Raw genomic sequence first — 17,180 nt, 5'->3', positions numbered from 1 at the left:
ATGCTTCAAACGTCACCTCTAATTAGATTGTAATAAACATTATGATTAATAGACTTACAAGTGGAAAAGGTAATTTTACTGGACAGTGGAAAGAGTATAAGAATCCTAAGACAGTATATGACCCAAAAGTTTTTTCTGGTTAAAAGATATTAAAGTTGGGCAGTGAAGCAATGGAGAAAGGCATTCAAATAGATGATACGGTAGTTAGCGGCTACCCAACAGGACAAATTAATGCTCCATTACCAGGTGGTTTTAGTAAATAGAGGAGGAAAGTGAATGTGCGAAAAAGTAGATGCAGTATTATCTGAAAATAGCGCAGATAATTATTTTTATGACGATGAATTTATGTATGTGCAAGAATTGATGAGTGAGTTTACTAATATTGATTGGGAGAATTTAATTCGAGGATTAAAAGATAAAGATGATAAATATAAAATTAGATTGGCCTACTGTATAGATGAAGATAACGGAGTATATGGATTTAATTTATTATTAGATTTACTTAATGAGAGTGATGAAGTGGCTGAATATGCAATAGATTCTTTACGTTCTTTTGATGGAGAAGAGTATAAAAAAATAATTACTTCTAATAAGCAAATAAAGGACAAAGTAGAGAAATTATTAAAAAATGCTAGTTTACCTATTGAAAGGATTTTAGAAGCATTTTTACAACAAAACAAATTATAAAAATTCGCAAATATTATTAAACTTAAAAAATGTATAAAATCACTTGATTTCCTGAAATTTGGATTGATAGAGTAAATTTATGGTGAAATGTCTTAAATCTGTAATCAGCGACTGTAAAATACTCAATAACAGCGATTCCAAATTCCCCAATAATAACAGATAATCGTTTCAAGACAACATCATGGATGGAGTGGAGAAACGGTGCTGAAGATTGGGGAGTTTTTTATGATTAGAGAATTGTTTCAAAAAGGTTGGACGAAAACAGCTATTGCAGAAGCAACGGGTTTCGATCGCAAAACAGTCAGTAAATACCTAAAAGATAACCAGTTACCTAAGCGTAAAGGAAGTAAACAGAAAAAAGAAAGCAAATTAACCCCTTACAAACCGTACATACTTGGACGGCTTAAAGAGGGTACCACTAATTGCGTAGTCTTATTAGAAGAAATACAAGCAATGGGTTATGAAGGTCAGCTCACAATCTTAAGAGATTTTGTTCGTCCTCTTCGCCAACAACCAAAGAAACAGGCAACCTTACGGTTTGAAACGCCACCTGGAAAGCAAGCTCAAATGGACTGGGCGTATGTCGGGAAGTACTTAGTAAATGATGTGCTGCAAGATGTATATGGATTTATCATGATTTTGGGTTATTCCCGGATGAAATATGTAGAATTCACAACGAATATGAACCTAGAAACTTTAATGAAATGCCATATGAATGCTTTCTCTTATTTTAATGGGATACCAGACCAAATCCTTTACGATAACATGAAAACAGTGGTGATCAAGCACAGCCCAGTGGAAGTTCGTTTTAATCGGAAATTCGAAGATTTCTTGGCTTACTATGGAATTGTGCCAAAGGCCTGCCGTCCAAGGAGGCCTCAAACAAAAGGGAAAGTAGAAAGAACGGTAAAGTATTTAAAAGATAACTTTTTTCAAAGAAAACATGAACCAACACTGAATGCGTTAAACGAGGATATAAAAGAATGGTTAAATCAGGTGGCTAATAAAAAGGAAAATCAGACAACAAATGAAGCACCCTTTAAGAGGTTTGAGCAGGAACAGAAGTTCCTGAAGGCCTGGGGGGAAAAACCTTTATTTCCTACTTCCCATTGGGAGCATAGAGAGGTTAGTCGAGATTGTTTTATATCATACGGGGGAAAACAATACTCCGTTCCTTATCGTTATGTTGGACAGACCGTTAAAGTAAAGGAAACATTAAATCATCATATAGAAATATACGATGAACATGAATGTATAGCAAAACATCCTATTCTTACTGGAAACGCAACGACACATATCCGGATGGAACATTATCAAGGTTTACAGAAGACAGAGATGGGTCAGAAAGAGAAACACATTGAAGGTTTGGCGACCGATGTTTCTCAATCACAAGACCCATCCCCTAAAGTAGAGAAACGTCCTCTCGCTGCTTACGCAGCATTAGAAGAAGGTGAACATGTATGATGAACGAGCTCTTAATTGACCGGCTAAGGAAGCTTGGTTGGCACCATACAGCTAACCAACTAGATAGTGTATTAGAAGACGTATCTAAAGATAATGTATCATATTCTGAATTTCTTCACACCATCGTTTTACAGGAAATAGAGAAGCAAGAGTCGGGACAATTGGAAAAACGAATGAAACAGGCAAAACTCCCTTATAACAAAACGATTCACGACTTTGATTTTACATTTCAACCAAGTCTTAGTGAGAAACAAGTAAAAGAGACACTTACGTGCCGATTTATCTCGAATGGAGAAAATCGAATTTTACTTGGTCCACCTGGTGTAGGGAAAACGCATTTAGCTATTTCTTTCGCGGTAGAGGCCATTACCAAAGGATATACAGCTCTCTTCTTAACCTCAGATGACTTAGTAGAACAATGCCGAAAGGCAAATGAGAAAGGTACCCTCCATCGGCTTGTCAATCGATGGAGCCGGCCAGATATTTTAATTATAGATGAAGTAGGATATTTTCCATTTGACGAACTCACAGCAAATGTTTTCTTTCAAGTTGTATCTAAACGGTATGAGAAAGGAGCAATGGTTTTAACATCAAATAAATCCTATCTTGATTGGGGAAACGTCTTTGGAGATGAAGTGTTGGCAACAGCTGTATTAGATCGGCTTCTTCATCATGCGATTACATTTAATATAAAGGGAGATTCATATCGTCTACGCGAAAAGAAAAAGGCAGGAATTTATCCTGCCAAGTTGACTACTTAACCGTTTATAACGGGGAATTTGTTTTCGCTGATATTGGGTAAATTTAAAACGTTGTTGACAAATCTTGTGAAAGCTAAAAAGTCAAAGTATAGTATTGAAAAATTAGATGATTATTTAGTGAAATTAATTGATAAGCATTATGAAAAAATAGACTTAGGTGACTAGTATATGAGTCAATAAATCTTAATACCATTCATTCTTAAACCTTGATTGGCTAAATGCCTTTCAAGGTTTTTTATAAAGTTGGATGTGATGAGAAGGTATTCGTTTATAATGTGGTGAGACAATAAGAAAATGGTTAGTTTGAGAAGCGAGAGCTCATGAGTAATACCACCAAGGATTTTTAATTTAATACTTGCTATTCGTTTAAAGTACGTTGTGGAAATCACAATTAGTGGTGGAGTAGGAGAGATAAATGTGGCAGCGTTTAAGCCGGGAGGATTTGCTAATAAATAAAAAGGAGAAATAAGATGAAAATAAATGATGCGGTTTTTGGTGAGCTTGAATATGATTTGGTGTGGTCTAAGGATACTAGCATTGTCTTTTTAGGCCATGAAGTTGAGATAGCTTTAATGGTAAAAGATGCTGAGGATAGCAAGTTTGATAAGGGACAATATGCAGCATATACTTCACTTATGCAAAATTGGGAGCAGTTACAACAAAGCCTTTTGCAATCAATATTAGACTACTACAAACAAGAGCGTCAGGATCTAGGTTATGATATTGAAGTAAATGAACACTATCCATTCGTTGAAACAACTAATGAAATAGCAGAGATGATACGTTTAGATGGAATAGTTGTTCCCTATGTAGGTTCTTTTGACGGTCGGGATATTGGACTTACATTTAATTGTACATGGGATATAGAAAATGGGCTAGGGATTCGTTTATTAAATGAAAAAGTAGCTGAAGTAGGTTACCAGGATGTTGCAATTTGAAATAGGCTGTTAAAAAGTAAAAACTCATGATGGTTGTACCGTCAGGGAGTACTGTGTGTAATGATAAAATAGAAAAACGGAGTACGAGCTTAGGTGAGATGACATTTTACTGGGTGATGAATAGACACAATGAAGATGGTGATAATTTGTAAAGAAAGAAGACGAACGATTACAAAAAACTTGATATACTCTTTTCAAAGTTTTTTTGAAAAGTGAATATATAGAAATTCTAGAATGGAATGTTCCCTGTCCAGACCTTATTGACTCAATTTTTGTTAATGAAGAAGATTTATGACCAGAAGACATAGTGGAGATTGTCTCATCCTATGAAGAAGAATTCCCTATTATTAATTAACTAAAGATATAATGTTACGGGAGGGCGAAAATGAGTAGAGAATATCAAGTAAGTGAAAGTAAAGAAGACATTGATAAATTGATGGTAATCTATTTTAATTTCATAAATGGAAAATATCTAGAAAAAGCATTAAAAAGCTTTGCTGAAAGAAAGGGTTATGGACAAGAGATTGTCTTTGCTCTTTTTCAGTCTGATTTAGATGAATATGATATGGCGCAACTGCCTAGACTACTAGATGAAAAACATGTTTTGATAGAGTTGGGGTATCCAGCTGTTAAAATTGAACAAATAGCTTTTTTAGATTTTAAAACATTTTATGATTATTTAAATATAAATGTACATAAGGAAATGGAGAAAAAACCAGAGAAAACTGAGCTGATAGATTTATTGGCAGAAGTGAAACGTAGTTTATGTATATAATTTTTTTATCATTACCTAAAAAGGCACTCTATCACCTGGATGGGGAATTAAGTGACAAAGCGTTGTAAACTCACTACGGAGTTTTGGATATATGATAAAAATCTAGCTTTTATAAACGGGTAACGATCCCCCGAATATATAGTAAAGCAATTGAAGCACAGCGATCAAGCACCATATTTTGAAAACATAAATCGTAGTAGTGTCTGTTAAAGGAAACAGGTCTTGAAAAACTAATGCGACTTCAGATAATGACGCCTGTTGAACAGTTACAAGCCATTCACAAGCTTGAACAAACATCACCTTATATAAGAGATAAAGAATATATTTATTCCTATAAATAGTATGGCATAATGGTTTGAAGATATTTGGCAAGTTAAATTACCAGTGGATAGAAAGCGAGAAAAGCACCATGAAATTTCAAGAGGATATTTCTATTTTATACAAAATGCTTTTTCTAGATAATGAAGGAGACAACATTGAAGAGTTTGAAAATATTCTTAATGAATTATCGCACAGAGGAATAAATGATATAATCCCTGACCTTTGTACAATTTTTGAGGAAGATATTGCTGAGCCATCAGCTGGCGATTACCTTATTGAAACGATATTTTATATTGCTGACCGTTCTGGGACGAAGGAAGGACTATACAACTTGGCTATCGGTATTCCTAAAATGTTACCTCATGCAGAATTCTGGGCGGAAAGAATTCATCGGACACTTTTAAATTCGGAAGGTTTAGTAGCATCTTATATTAACGCGTTAGAAGATGTAGATAGCTCAACAAAACAAATAATTAAAGGAATTCTTCTTGAGATAAGAGAGGACAATCCAGATGTATATTCAGAAAAAGTTAATTCAATCTTAGAGAAATTAAATGAAAATCAATAAAACAGAATCTGTACATAAAGCGACTAAAATATTACTTGATATCCGACCTGTCATCAGCACAAAAGCAGCAAGATCTTGAAGGTGTCAAGGTAGCGGGGTTATATGTAGGAGTGGATTTACATAAGGAGCATCATACGGCTGTTATAATTAATTGGTGTTAAGAGAAACTAGGAGAAATACAATTTGAGAATAAATCATCTGCATTCTTTTTGATACTAAGGGGGATTTAAATGAAACCTCATTATTTTACGATCGGTGTTTACGGAAGAAATGTTTACAGAAAGTATAATTAATAGATGATTATATTCCATGTGGATGAACTGGAGAATATCCTAAAAGAGATATAAAAATTATATGATAAGGAGTAAAGTTTTTGGAAGAAAATAAAGATTTCCTCAATGAATGTATAAGTATTACAAACACTATTATAGGTAAGGTTTTTAAAATAGACAGCAATGATGAACAAGAAAAGCAAATCTTGGGTGCGTACCTTTTTGGAATGTTTAATGGGTTGGGGCATGAAAAAAATAGTACACCTGTTGAGATACAGGGTGCTATGATTCAGGTTGCAAATGAAAAACTAAAGTGTTCTTTAGAGTCTGATAATGCTAAACTTTGTTACAAGAAATAATAGTCAACGTAAAAAGCTGTTCGTACGCTTTGTTGAAGTTAAATTTCAGGCTGCATTATTAAAAGAGAAGGGCGTACAATCTTGCTGTTCGGTAGTGGACTTGTGAAACTTTTTTTCGCTTTATCAAAAATAAAAATATGAGGTGGAAATGAAAACGGGATATACTTTTAAATTTAGTGAAGATGGCTATTATATGCTGAGGCTAGGTGCCGAGCTTAGACTAATGAGCAAACAGTGGTGATGATTATGATTATTGAAATTGACGGTTTCTTTCATCAAGTTCTACTTACGGGTAAAAAGTGTTCAAAACAACAATTGAAGCAAATGTATCTTCGAGCCAAAGAGATAACCATTGAGTCAAAAGACTTTTCTAACGTATTTTGCAGGCTCCACAACTTTGAGCAAATCCCCTATTCAAAGGATATTAAGGTTGACTTCGTGTTAGATACTGATACCGATAGAATTTACGCTCTGTCATATTAACAAATGGTAGTGCTTTTTAGGGGGCCTCTTAAGAGTGAGGCTTCCCTAAGTTGTATACAAGAATCAACGTTATACATGGGTAGGGTATGGAACTATAAAATTTTTAGGAAAGGATACGAAGGTAGCATTATTAATAGGTGGAGAAGATGATGGAAGCTTCGATGAAGGTCAATACGTGGCATACAGCTCGTCAATGGATAATTGGAACAATGTCCAACATAATATATTGCAGCGATAAAGTACTATAAGCAAAAAAGGCATGAGCTCGGTTATGATGTTTCATTTAGCCAAGACTATCTATTAATTGAAACCGTTGATCAATTAATAGAACATATAACACTAGTAGGCATTTCGGTTCCCTATGAATTCCTTCGCGATGGACGTGATATAGGAATCTCATTTGATTGTTCATGGGATCAGGAAAATGGTTTAGGAATTCGTCTTATAGATGAAAAAGTAGAGGAAGTAGGTTATCAAGATGTTGCCATCTAAAGTAGGCTCTTGAAAGTATAGATGATAAGGTTACTGAATCAAGCTTTGGTGCAACATGAAAAATTTGATACATCCAAAACAAAAACAACACAATAGTATCCTTTTGTGACTTAAAGGAGTGTATGCATGATTAATTCAAGTAGGATAATGAATGCTCAAGCCATTACTGGCATTTTTGGAAGGATGCTAACGTTTAATGGTTCTGATTTATTGAATGTCCAAATAAAAAGAGATGGTCCAACACTATTCATTGAATTATCTACTAAAGAGATGGTCAAAAATAAGCCTAAACGCTGGAATGTATGGGACATAGTATATGTTGAGATGTCGTTTTTTGGTGTAAGAGAATTAGAAATCAATTCATTTGGAACTATGAATGAAATTAAACAGTTCGAAATGGAAGACATAGGGGAAGAGGGATCTATAAAAATTCAGTGTAGTAATAAAATGTCTATTACGTGTTTATTTGACTGGGCAAGGATTGAGCAAATAAAGCCTGGTTTAATAGGTACACTATAAGAACGATGGTAGAGCGGGTGGATTTGTATGAACGTATATGAAGAATTTATTGAGGGTATGAAACAGAATAACTTGAATAAAGAAGCAGTTATTGATGTTTTGAATAGATATGTAAATGGACATAATTTTTTACAACGCTTAGAAGATTTTAAAAATAAAGAAGAGAGCGTCGGGAGTATAGTGGAGTAATTTATTTGGATGAATATGAACAAGATGATGATGGGTATTTTGGACAACATCACGTTTTATTTTATTCAGGGAATGGTGACGAAGACTATGATATTGTGAATGATGAGGAGTTGTATCTCTATATCAGTGCTGCATGTGAATTTTACATAAGGAAACACGCTGAGAAGGAAAAGATCATTAAAGAATTATTATTGAAAATAAAAGAAACATATAGTCATAGTCAAAGCCTTTCAGAATAAATCTAAAAGGCTTTTTTACGGGCCATTATAAGCAGAAGGAGGAATTTTTATTCTTGCTTTGCAACTTTAAAGTAATAAATAGTTGTTCCGTAATAAATTATGCTAACGATAGAAAAAATGAGTTGCAGAGCTTATATGATAAAACCATTAAACATCCGTGTTTCTTGTATCCGCCAGAGGAGGAGAAAAATTGGCTTCGTATGTTTTATTACTAAAGGAATATGAAGATGATGAAAATGTCGTTTATAAATTTGGACCTAATGAAGAAATGATGGGTAAAATTGAGTTAAATAAAGTAACCAAGAAGGTTCTAGAGTTGGAAAGCTTGCCAGAGCAAAACATTGCTTCTACATTTTATTTTGATCGAGCCGCTCAAAGGTTGGCAGTTTGTCTTATAAGAGAAGGTGGCTTATTTCCAGAAAAAGCAGCTTTTGAGTCATGATAAATATAATAAAAACTTTTAATGAATAGTTACAAGAGAGCTTTGTGTTTAAATAAATTAAGTCAGTAATGTCAAGGGCAAGGTTGAAAAACGTTGCCCTTTAGGTATTAATGCTAGACAAAGGAGGAGTGATACTATGGAAGATTGGGAATATAACGAAATATTTGAGGCGATTAGAGAAGATTATAGCGATTATTTAAAATTAAATAAAGGACATGAGTATGCAATAGCAAGAACAATTAATGATTATATAAACCTTGGAAAAGTAGAAGACTTCATTGTGGATACTGCTGTAGGTGAAATATTGTTATTCAAAGATAAAATCTTTAATGGATATGTGGAAGGTATCACCCGAAGGCTAAGCATGTTTAAAGATATAGAGGGTACAAATGAATTGACGCAAGAAGAAAGAGAAGACTTAGCTAATAGGATAGAAAACGTATTGGATGGTCTCAGTGAAGTGAAGGTAGATTATAATCCTTATTCAAAGTAATTATCTGCAAAACGGAAGGAGGAAATCACATAATGAGTACTAGTTTTGATGATAAAAACAAGTTGATTCAAATGTACGAACAAAAAGGGCTCAACAAGGGCTCAGTTATGGATGTGCTGTGTGATTTTGTGATGGAGTATGACTTTGTTAGGATACTAGAAGGTTTCCTAAAGGAATATGTCGAAAGACGGGATTATATGGGGGTAGTATATTCAGATGCATTTGATAAAGAGGATGAAGAGTTTTTTGGAGAAAACCATGTTTTATTTTACTATGGTGTAGATGCAGAGGGAGAGGATACTGTAACGCACGAAGAGTTATACAAATATCTTCAAACGGCGTGCGAATTTTACATAAAAAGATACCCTGAGCATACTGAGAACGTGGAAGAACTCCTTTCAAAGATAAAAGATCAATATGATATAAAAGATTAATTGCTTGCTATAATTGGCTAAATGCTTTTCAAGTTTTGTAACGTAGAAATTGTATACAAAGGACAAGGTTAAAAACGGTGTCCTTTAAACGTTCAGTCACCTATTAGTAAATGTTATTTTAAACTATCTATATAGTAGAAATAGCAATGAAATGGTGAAGAAGCTAATCAATAAGGAGTGAGTTTTAGTGAAAATGGAAAGAATGCATGAAAGTTTATCCATTGAAGATTTAGAACGATTTGAGCATAGTCATTCTATTACAATTCCAAGAGAGTATAGAGATTTTTTACTGGAATATAACGGTGGTTATCCAAATCCAAGTGTTTATAAGATATCTGAAAAGCTGGGTGCAAGTATAGTAAACATTTTTTATGGAATTGGAACCATGTATGACAATTTAGAGAAAAAGTTTGATCTTTTCGAAGAAATTGTAGAAGCAGGGTTTATGCCAATAGCAGATGACCCAAGCGGGAATCAAATATGTATTGGGATCAGCAACCAGTATTTCGGACAAGTCTATCATTGGGCTCATTGTGAGGAAACTGAAGAAATGGAAAATATATATTTTTTGTCAAATAGCTTCAACGATTTTCTTAATTGTTTATATGAGGACTGATCACTTTACATATAAAAAAAGAACGGTTGTAACAGGTGACACGAAAGGAGAAGTAATATTAAATTTCATTCTTCAATTGACTGCTATTTTAATTCCTACTGGTTTGCGGAGTTAGATGGTTTTCTGGATAGCCATTACATCACGTTAGAAGCTGTATTACCAAATATTGAATTGGATACGTTTGAAAGGAACTTAAAGGGATATAAAAGAAATCGCGATAAGCTTGATAAGGTTCCTATAGGTATAGAAGGCAATGGTTTGGTAGTTGTGATTGATAACCTCAGCGGCAGAGTAGAATTAGAAGATTTTGAACGAGGTTGTTTTAAAGAAATTGCAAACTCCTTAGAAGATTTAATTTCTAGCCTGCGCTTACAAAGATAACAAGAGTATGTACAAAAAAGAATTAAATCATCATCTACAGAAAGGGGAGGAATGGCATGAAGATCGAATTATTAAAAGCAGTGGACCAAGAGTTGGAAATGTACCCTGAAGCTTTTGGCGGTGCTGTTACTAGTGAGGAAGTGACACAAGCTGAAGCTAAGCTAAAAGTGAAACTTCCAGAGGACTTTAAAAAATTTCTTTTGAGGTATGGTTCGGGGGCAATTGGTGAAGCGGTTGTTTTAGGGTTAAGAGAGGCAGAGTTTGTGTCTACACCGTCATTTGTAGATAAATCTATACAGTTCAGAAATATTCTTTGTCAAGGATACGAGCATTTTGTTGTGATTGGAGTAGACAGTGCGGGAAATCCAGTAGGCTTTCAATATCCTAATAAAGAAATCATCATAGTTGATTTTGACTTTGGCGGAAAAAAAGTTCTAGCCGGAAGCTTTGAAGACTATCTAGAAAAATCGATTCGTGAAGAATTAAATATCCATTTCTGATTGGAGTTATGGAATAATCCGTATTTATAAGGAGGAATTAGATGAGAAAAGATTTAGAGTGGGAATATGCTGATTGAGAAGTATCAGAAAATGAGGTTGAAGAAAGTGGAAGGCAATTAGGATTCCACTTACCTAAAGATTATATTGATTGTGTAAAAATAAATGGAGGTGCTAGCGTATTACCAGAAGAATTTAATGTAGGCAACGTAGAGCGTTGTTTTGGTAGTTTATTTAGCTTTGATAAGAAAAGCAGTAAGTACATTGTTCAAAAATATGAACTATATAAACCTATGCTTTCGAAAAAGGTTTTTTCTATTGCGAATGATCCCGCTGGAAATTTATTTTGTTTAGATTGTAAAAATAATATAGACAATCCGATTGTGGTATTTTGGGAACATGAAAATGCTGCTGAAAAAGAAGTGTTAATGCAAGAGAAAGGTTTAACTGAAGAACAAGTGGAAGAACGTGCAAGGAGCAATGTATTTTACATCGCAGATACGTTTACGGATTTTTTAAGTAAATTACATGATTGAAAAGCTTTTTGTAAGTGCACGTTGATTTGCTAAAGTCTCTAAGGGGTATTTTTGTGGAAATGCTTCATCAAAAAAATGCTCAAGCGTATAACAATATGTCACTCGTCAAAATTTGGAGGGTTTTCTTTTAAATATTTAAATATAGTTTATGTAAAAGTCAACATACATGTTAGGTTTTATAACATAAATTTCTGAATAATCATTTACTTATTCACTTATTTCATGGTATGTTATATGACATAGATATTGTAACTTGCAATATGGGCTGAAAATTAGCCATTGCAATATATACTTATTTTTCTAAAAATGAACCTGAACGAGCCGGTGCTCTATACATATATGAATACATCTACGTATAACTAGTCAAAAAGAATGAAGGCTTTTCTATTTATAGTGCTGATTGTTCTTTGGGCTGAGTATAGTTATAGTAGGTGAAATTTTCAAGGCAGTTATTTTGGTTTTTAAGCTGAATTTTTGGAATAGTTTGTTATTTTATTAATCAATGCTTTACCACTTAGAAGTAGGTATAAAAGTTTACTAATAAAAGAAAATGCAGACGGAATTTAATAAGTTTTTTGGAATTTGTGGGCGATTTTCTCACTTTTTTATCATTTTTGAATAGTTTATAATCATCAGACAATTATACTGTGATATAGTTATAAGTGAGACAGAAAAAGGTGTGTTCTTAGGTCGCACCTGAATTTTTTTACTACGTAAGCAGGAGCGCCTACATCTTTTTACAAATATAGGGGATGAGGAAGGTTATAATGAGCAACGTACAGAAAAAAACAGACGTTATCTTAATTGGTGCCGGAGTCATGAGCGCAACTTTGGGATCATTACTCAAAGAGTTAGCACCTGAATGGGACATTAAAGTATTTGAAAAACTCGCAGACGCAGGGGAAGAAAGCTCGAACGAATGGAATAATGCAGGGACGGGCCATTCTGCGCTGTGCGAACTAAACTATACATCAGAAAAAGCTGATGGATCTATAGATATAACGAAAGCGATCCGAATTAACGAGCAGTTTCAGCTGTCAAGACAGTTTTGGTCTTATCTTGTAAGCAGCAAGTTGATTCGCAATCCGCAAGATTTTATCATGCCAATTCCGCATATGAGTTTGGTACAAGGGGAAAAAAATGTATCGTTTCTGAAAAAGCGTTTTGAAGCGCTGTCAAACAATCCGTTGTTTCAAGGAATGGAGTATTCCGACAGCCCTGACAAACTAAAAGAATGGATTCCGCTAATCATGAAGGGGCGCACGTCAAATGAACCGATTGCCGCAACTAAAATTGATTCGGGAACAGACGTAAACTTCGGTGCTTTAACACGCATGTTGTTTGATCATCTGAAGAATAAAGGGGTTCACGTTCATTACAAACGAAGTGTAAAAGATATTAAACGTAAAAGTGACGGTATGTGGGAAGTAAAAGTCGCAGATGTAGACAGCGGCAAAGTTGAGTACCACACGGCAAAGTTCATCTTTATCGGAGGTGGAGGCGGAAGCTTGCCTTTACTTCAAAAAACAGGTATTCCTGAATCCAAGCATATTGGAGGATTCCCGGTAAGCGGATTATTTATGGTATGCAATAACCCTGAAGTCATTGCGCAGCATCACGGGAAAGTATATGGAAAAGCCAAAGTCGGAGCTCCGCCAATGTCGGTTCCGCACCTTGATACACGCTATATTGATAACAAAAAGACGCTGTTGTTTGGTCCATTTGCCGGCTTTTCACCAAAGTTCTTAAAAACAGGTTCAAACCTGGATTTAATCAGTTCTGTAAAACCGAATAATATTTTAACCATGCTAGCAGCAGGTGTCAAAGAAATGGCGTTAACGAAATACCTGATTCAGCAAGTGCTGTTATCAAATGAAAAACGTGTGGAAGAACTGCGTGAGTTTATCCCGAACGCAAAAAGCGAAGACTGGGATATCGTCGTAGCAGGCCAGCGTGTTCAGGTAATCAAAGACACGGAAGCCGGAGGAAAAGGAACGCTTCAGTTTGGTACAGAAGTTGTAAGTGCCGCTGACGGTTCTGTTGCTGCACTTCTTGGCGCTTCTCCTGGTGCGTCAACGGCGGTTCACGTTATGCTTGAAGTATTGGAAAAATGCTTCCCAGAAAACATGAACAAGTGGGAGCCAAAAATAAAAGAAATGATTCCTTCCTATGGCATGTCGTTAGTTGATCATCCAGACTTTTTTAACGAAATTCATGCGTCTACTTCACAGACGCTTGGTTTAATAAAAAAAGAGTCTGTTTATAGCTGAAGATTTTACGCCACAACAAACAGCACATGCGTATGTGAAGAAATCTACAGGCGTGCACAAACACCACCTTTTCTTGAGGTGGTGTTTTAATGGTCTTTATATGTAGAGTTTGATTTAAGAGCGGTATTGATTGCTTCCAGGCTGAACTTTTAAATGCTTCCACGCCGCAATTGCATCATCGCGGCTTTTTCCTTTGTTTTTCGAATCGTTAAAAAAATCGCGAATAAAGCGGTTGTACTCAAACTGAGGCGCAATTTCTTTTTGATAAGAAGGCTGCTTTTTTCGTTTTTCTTCTTCATGCCACGCTTTTACCACATCTAGATAGGCTTTCCCTACATTTTCTTTAAAGTAGTTTTGAATATACGTGGAAAAATGAAACGTAGGATGAATGGCTTTCTTAAAAAAAGCCCGTACTTCTTGACTGCAGCGATGATTTTCTCCAATGACGGTATCTAATGTTAGCGGCGCTTGTGTTTTAGAGGACGAGCGTCTTTTAGAAGGTGATTTTGATTGTTGAGTGTCACCGGTTGTTAAAGACACTTCAATTCTTTTTGAAAGTTCCATTTTAGATCCAGACGGGCTCATGTTGTTTTCTCGGCAAAATTGCTGCAGTTCGGTTTTGAGCCAGTAAAAGTCCGTAAATTCGTTGATAGGTAAGTCTCTTTTAAGTTCGGGTCTCATTGTTTTCACCTCCATATATTTACAAAGTAATTATAGAACGTTTGTTCTTGTTGGTCAATTGTTTTAGAGAATTATGAAGGAATGTCTTTATATTTCTTCCTATTTTATAAAGAAGAAAAAGCATCTAGGCAAGAGATCTCTTGCAAATTCCAAAATCAAACAATTACAATGATAGAAAGGAGTTGATCATATGACGCTACATAAAAAAGTCCTTTCTACAATTCTAGGAGGAGCTGTCGGAGACGCTTTAGGCGTTCCAGTTGAGTTTAAAAAACGCGATTCATTTCGGATCACAACTATGACCGGCTACGGTACGTATAACCAGCCTGAAGGAACGTGGTCAGATGATACATCTCTGACGATGTGCTTGATTGATAATCTACTAGAAAAACAAGATGAATATGATTTGATGCAAAAGTTTGCGAACTATTGGTCGGATGGCTACTGGACGCCGTACGGAGAAATGTTTGATATTGGCATCGCAACAAGCGAAGCGATTCGCCGCTATAAAAGCGGGCTTCCTAAAGAAGAGTGGGGAGGAAGCGCTGAATACGACAACGGAAACGGAGCGCTTATGCGTATCGCACCGCTTGCGTTTACACTATGTGATGAACCTAGCTTTACAAAAAGAAAAGAAGCAATAGAAAGAATTGCGCACGTCACGCACCGCCATATGCGCTCTACTCTTGGCTGCATTATATACGTGGAGCTGCTTATTCGCCTTCTTGACGGCGACGAGCCTTTTAAAGCATATGAAAAAGCGGTAAATCTCTGTCAAAAGCAGCTAACAGGTACGGAGTATGAAGCAGAGTTCACTGCGTATGAACGAGTGTTAAACCTAAGCTTGCCGCACGCAGCGAGAAAGGAAATCGGGTCAACCGGATACGTCGTCAGCTCGCTAGAAGCATCTCTTTGGTCTTTTCTGCAAAGTGATGACTACAAAGAAGCTGTACTCACTGCTGTGAATTTAGGAGAAGACACGGACACAATAGGCTTTATTACGGGTACTATGGCAGGAGTATATTATGAGCTGGAGGGCATTCCTGAAGAGTGGGTTTGTCAGCTTGCTAAAAAAGAAGAGTTAGAGAAAGCGTGTAAGAAGTTTGCGGATATATGTTAATGGATAATAAAAATTACTTTAAAGAGCAGAGGAGATAAAATGAAATTTTCTATGGATTTTGGCGATACCAATTTTATCGGAGTGGCCAATGCAAAAGAATATCAATCATTTGTCGATGAGGATTGGGAGCTAGATCAGCTTTTGAACCATTTTGGCAGTGAAATGAAAAAGAGAAATATCCTAGTATGTCAAATGACAGAAGAAGGAATTGAACACTCCTGGAACGTAGAAGTGAAGATTGGAACAGAGTCGGATATAGGTACATACTTTAGAAAAGCAACAGGTTATATAAATGTAACCAATCATCAGCTTTATCTCGTAGATTATGACTGCCTTACGATGGCCGCCCAGTTTGAAGATCAGTCTGTGCCTGATCAAAACTGTTCTAAGTATAGAATTGATATTAAAAACGGTATGTACAAGGTCGAGCTTATTCAATTTTATAATGTTGACCAAGATGAGTATACAGGAAATGACCAAACGGATCTTTTATTGAACTTTATTAAGATGGAGCATGTTGAAGAAACAGCCAATGAGGTATTTTGGTGTACGTATTAAGTAGTAAACGTACCGTAGGCTACTAACTTAGAGGCGTAGTGTGCCGTTCTAAGGCATTCTATCTTATTTATATACTCACTGAAACCCTCTGGCTTTGCGTCAGAGGGTTTTTATGGTCAAAATTATTTATAGTATACTTTACATACAAACTTCACGTTAAAGAAAGGTGATCACAGTGCCAAATGCATGGGATGCAGAACAAATCGTATCAGCACCGCTTGCCAAAACGTTAATCGAGACGCAGTTTCCAGAACTTGCGCCCGCTGTAATTTCGCTGCTTGGCTACGGCTTTGACAATACGGTTTATCAAGTAAACGACCGGTTTGTTTTCCGGTTTCCTAGACGAGAACTAGCAGTGAGGCTACTAAAAACGGAAAATCGGCTTTTACCAAGTCTTGCTTCTCAATTGCCTCTATCGATTGCAGAGCCCATTTTTTTCGGTAAGCCGAATGCAGGCTATCCTTGGCCTTTTACGGGCTATCACTACGTTCAAGGAACTCCACCTGGAAGGTTAACAGAAGAAGAGCGCATACAATCCGCTTCTGTACTAGCGAGGTTTCTTCGCACGTTACATCACTATCCTTACTCAAAAGCGCAAGAGCTCAGTGTTCCGTTTGATGAGTTAAATCGGCTTGATATGATGAAGCGAAAGTCTGGGCTAGAGAAGTATGTCAAGCAAATGAAAGAGCGTAGTCTTTATTCAAAACAAGAGATTCTTGAAGACTATGTAAATGACATACAAGAAATTAAGTATCAAGAAAAACATGTACTAGTTCACGGAGATCTTCATATTAAAAACATGATTGTTGATCAAACCAATATGGTTTCAGGCATTATTGACTGGGGAGACGTTCATATTGGTCATCCGGCAGTTGACCTAGCGATTGCCTATAGCTTCCTACCATCTAAAGGAAGAGCTCGTTTTTTCAAAGAATACGGAGAAGTAGATGAAGAAACGCACAGGCTTGCAAAATGGAAAGCCGTATTTACAACCGTAGTGCTTGTGGCACATAGCTACGATCAAGGAGATAAACAAACGTTAGAAGCGGCTCTAGAAAGCTTGAACCTGATTTTTCAAGAGTAAT

Annotated in this window: 20 protein-coding genes and 3 pseudogenes; 22 read left to right on the top strand and 1 reads right to left on the bottom strand. The window is 35.8% G+C overall.

The genetic code is table 11. The annotated features are described in order from the left end of the window. Window positions 1–276 precede the first annotated feature (276 nt). The 19 genes and pseudogenes from NST66_RS12970 to NST66_RS12880 all read left to right on the top strand — a co-directional run bounded on the left by NST66_RS12970 (window position 277) and on the right by NST66_RS12880 (window position 13,736). Entirely contained in the window at window positions 277–687 is a 411-nt protein-coding gene (locus tag NST66_RS12970; protein WP_033579287.1) for a hypothetical protein, read from the top strand. Window positions 688–888: 201 nt separating this feature from the next. Further along, entirely contained in the window at window positions 889–2,151 is a 1,263-nt protein-coding gene (gene istA / locus NST66_RS12965; RefSeq protein WP_080967575.1) for an IS21 family transposase, read from the top strand. Then, window positions 2,148–2,912, top strand: coding sequence for an IS21-like element helper ATPase IstB (gene istB, locus NST66_RS12960; RefSeq protein WP_047932902.1), 765 nt, complete (start codon window positions 2,148–2,150; stop codon window positions 2,910–2,912). Before istA ends, istB begins: the two co-directional genes overlap by 4 nt. Window positions 2,913–3,382: 470 nt before the next feature. Beyond that, a complete protein-coding gene (locus NST66_RS12955; RefSeq protein ID WP_033579286.1) occupies window positions 3,383–3,850 on the top strand; it encodes a DUF6985 domain-containing protein in 468 nt (155 codons plus the stop codon). Window positions 3,851–4,235: 385 nt separating this feature from the next. Then, window positions 4,236–4,625: a hypothetical protein gene (locus NST66_RS12950; RefSeq protein ID WP_033579285.1), complete on the top strand. Its 390-nt coding sequence runs from the start codon at window positions 4,236–4,238 to the stop codon at window positions 4,623–4,625. A 409-nt stretch (window positions 4,626–5,034) separates the two neighbouring features. Next, the gene (locus NST66_RS12945) at window positions 5,035–5,514 is read left to right on the top strand and encodes an Imm30 family immunity protein (protein ID WP_033579284.1); all 480 of its coding nucleotides are present in this window, start codon (window positions 5,035–5,037) and stop codon (window positions 5,512–5,514) included. A 373-nt stretch (window positions 5,515–5,887) separates the two neighbouring features. Continuing rightward, complete coding sequence (imm48, locus tag NST66_RS12940; RefSeq protein ID WP_116740686.1) at window positions 5,888–6,145, top strand: Imm48 family immunity protein; 258 nt, start codon at window positions 5,888–5,890, stop codon at window positions 6,143–6,145. 577 nt (window positions 6,146–6,722) lie between these two features. Beyond that, a pseudogene (locus tag NST66_RS12935) lies at window positions 6,723–7,120 on the top strand (DUF6985 domain-containing protein). Between the two features lie 126 nt (window positions 7,121–7,246). Beyond that, window positions 7,247–7,639: an immunity 50 family protein gene (locus NST66_RS12930; RefSeq protein WP_033579282.1), complete on the top strand. Its 393-nt coding sequence runs from the start codon at window positions 7,247–7,249 to the stop codon at window positions 7,637–7,639. Between the two features lie 27 nt (window positions 7,640–7,666). Then, window positions 7,667–7,828 (top strand): hypothetical protein, encoded by a 162-nt coding sequence (locus tag NST66_RS12925; protein ID WP_340843412.1) that lies wholly within the window; start codon window positions 7,667–7,669, stop codon window positions 7,826–7,828. Between the two features lie 5 nt (window positions 7,829–7,833). Further along, a complete protein-coding gene (gene cdiI / locus NST66_RS12920; protein WP_340843411.1) occupies window positions 7,834–8,067 on the top strand; it encodes a ribonuclease toxin immunity protein CdiI in 234 nt (77 codons plus the stop codon). 190 nt (window positions 8,068–8,257) lie between these two features. Continuing rightward, the gene (locus NST66_RS12915) at window positions 8,258–8,509 is read left to right on the top strand and encodes a hypothetical protein (RefSeq protein ID WP_033579280.1); all 252 of its coding nucleotides are present in this window, start codon (window positions 8,258–8,260) and stop codon (window positions 8,507–8,509) included. A gap of 136 nt (window positions 8,510–8,645) precedes the next feature. Continuing rightward, window positions 8,646–9,002 (top strand): Imm3 family immunity protein, encoded by a 357-nt coding sequence (locus NST66_RS12910; protein ID WP_033579279.1) that lies wholly within the window; start codon window positions 8,646–8,648, stop codon window positions 9,000–9,002. A gap of 32 nt (window positions 9,003–9,034) precedes the next feature. Next, window positions 9,035–9,436 carry a ribonuclease toxin immunity protein CdiI gene (cdiI, locus tag NST66_RS12905; RefSeq protein WP_033579278.1) on the top strand — a complete coding sequence of 134 codons (402 nt, stop codon included), beginning with the start codon at window positions 9,035–9,037 and terminating at the stop codon, window positions 9,434–9,436. Window positions 9,437–9,629: 193 nt separating this feature from the next. Continuing rightward, window positions 9,630–10,052 carry an SMI1/KNR4 family protein gene (locus tag NST66_RS12900; RefSeq protein WP_033579561.1) on the top strand — a complete coding sequence of 141 codons (423 nt, stop codon included), beginning with the start codon at window positions 9,630–9,632 and terminating at the stop codon, window positions 10,050–10,052. A gap of 42 nt (window positions 10,053–10,094) precedes the next feature. After that, window positions 10,095–10,433: pseudogene (locus NST66_RS12895) on the top strand (SecY-interacting protein Syd); the annotation flags it as partial. A 56-nt stretch (window positions 10,434–10,489) separates the two neighbouring features. Further along, a complete protein-coding gene (locus NST66_RS12890) occupies window positions 10,490–10,933 on the top strand; it encodes an SMI1/KNR4 family protein (protein WP_033579277.1) in 444 nt (147 codons plus the stop codon). A 41-nt stretch (window positions 10,934–10,974) separates the two neighbouring features. Then, window positions 10,975–11,466: pseudogene (locus NST66_RS12885) on the top strand (SMI1/KNR4 family protein). Window positions 11,467–12,233: 767 nt separating this feature from the next. Next, the gene (locus NST66_RS12880; RefSeq protein WP_013083523.1) at window positions 12,234–13,736 is read left to right on the top strand and encodes a malate:quinone oxidoreductase; all 1,503 of its coding nucleotides are present in this window, start codon (window positions 12,234–12,236) and stop codon (window positions 13,734–13,736) included. A 114-nt stretch (window positions 13,737–13,850) separates the two neighbouring features. Here NST66_RS12880 and NST66_RS12875 read toward each other — a convergent pair whose 3' ends face one another. After that, window positions 13,851–14,417 carry a DUF6434 domain-containing protein gene (locus NST66_RS12875; RefSeq protein ID WP_033579276.1) on the bottom strand — a complete coding sequence of 189 codons (567 nt, stop codon included), beginning with the start codon at window positions 14,415–14,417 and terminating at the stop codon, window positions 13,851–13,853. Window positions 14,418–14,607: 190 nt separating this feature from the next. Here NST66_RS12875 and NST66_RS12870 point away from each other — a divergent pair, with 190 nt between their 5' ends. The 3 genes from NST66_RS12870 (at window position 14,608) to NST66_RS12860 (ending at window position 17,179) form a co-directional block, all read left to right on the top strand. After that, a complete protein-coding gene (locus tag NST66_RS12870; protein WP_033579275.1) occupies window positions 14,608–15,537 on the top strand; it encodes an ADP-ribosylglycohydrolase family protein in 930 nt (309 codons plus the stop codon). 51 nt (window positions 15,538–15,588) lie between these two features. Further along, a complete protein-coding gene (locus NST66_RS12865; RefSeq protein WP_170836809.1) occupies window positions 15,589–16,095 on the top strand; it encodes a hypothetical protein in 507 nt (168 codons plus the stop codon). A 175-nt stretch (window positions 16,096–16,270) separates the two neighbouring features. After that, complete coding sequence (locus NST66_RS12860; RefSeq protein ID WP_033579273.1) at window positions 16,271–17,179, top strand: phosphotransferase; 909 nt, start codon at window positions 16,271–16,273, stop codon at window positions 17,177–17,179. The last annotated feature ends 1 nt before the right edge of the window (window position 17,180 follow it).

Origin of the sequence: Priestia sp. FSL W8-0524, from assembly GCF_038005965.1 — a bacterium.
Lineage (GTDB): Bacteria > Bacillota > Bacilli > Bacillales > Bacillaceae_H > Priestia > Priestia zanthoxyli.
This window is presented reverse-complemented; position numbering and strand designations above follow the sequence as displayed.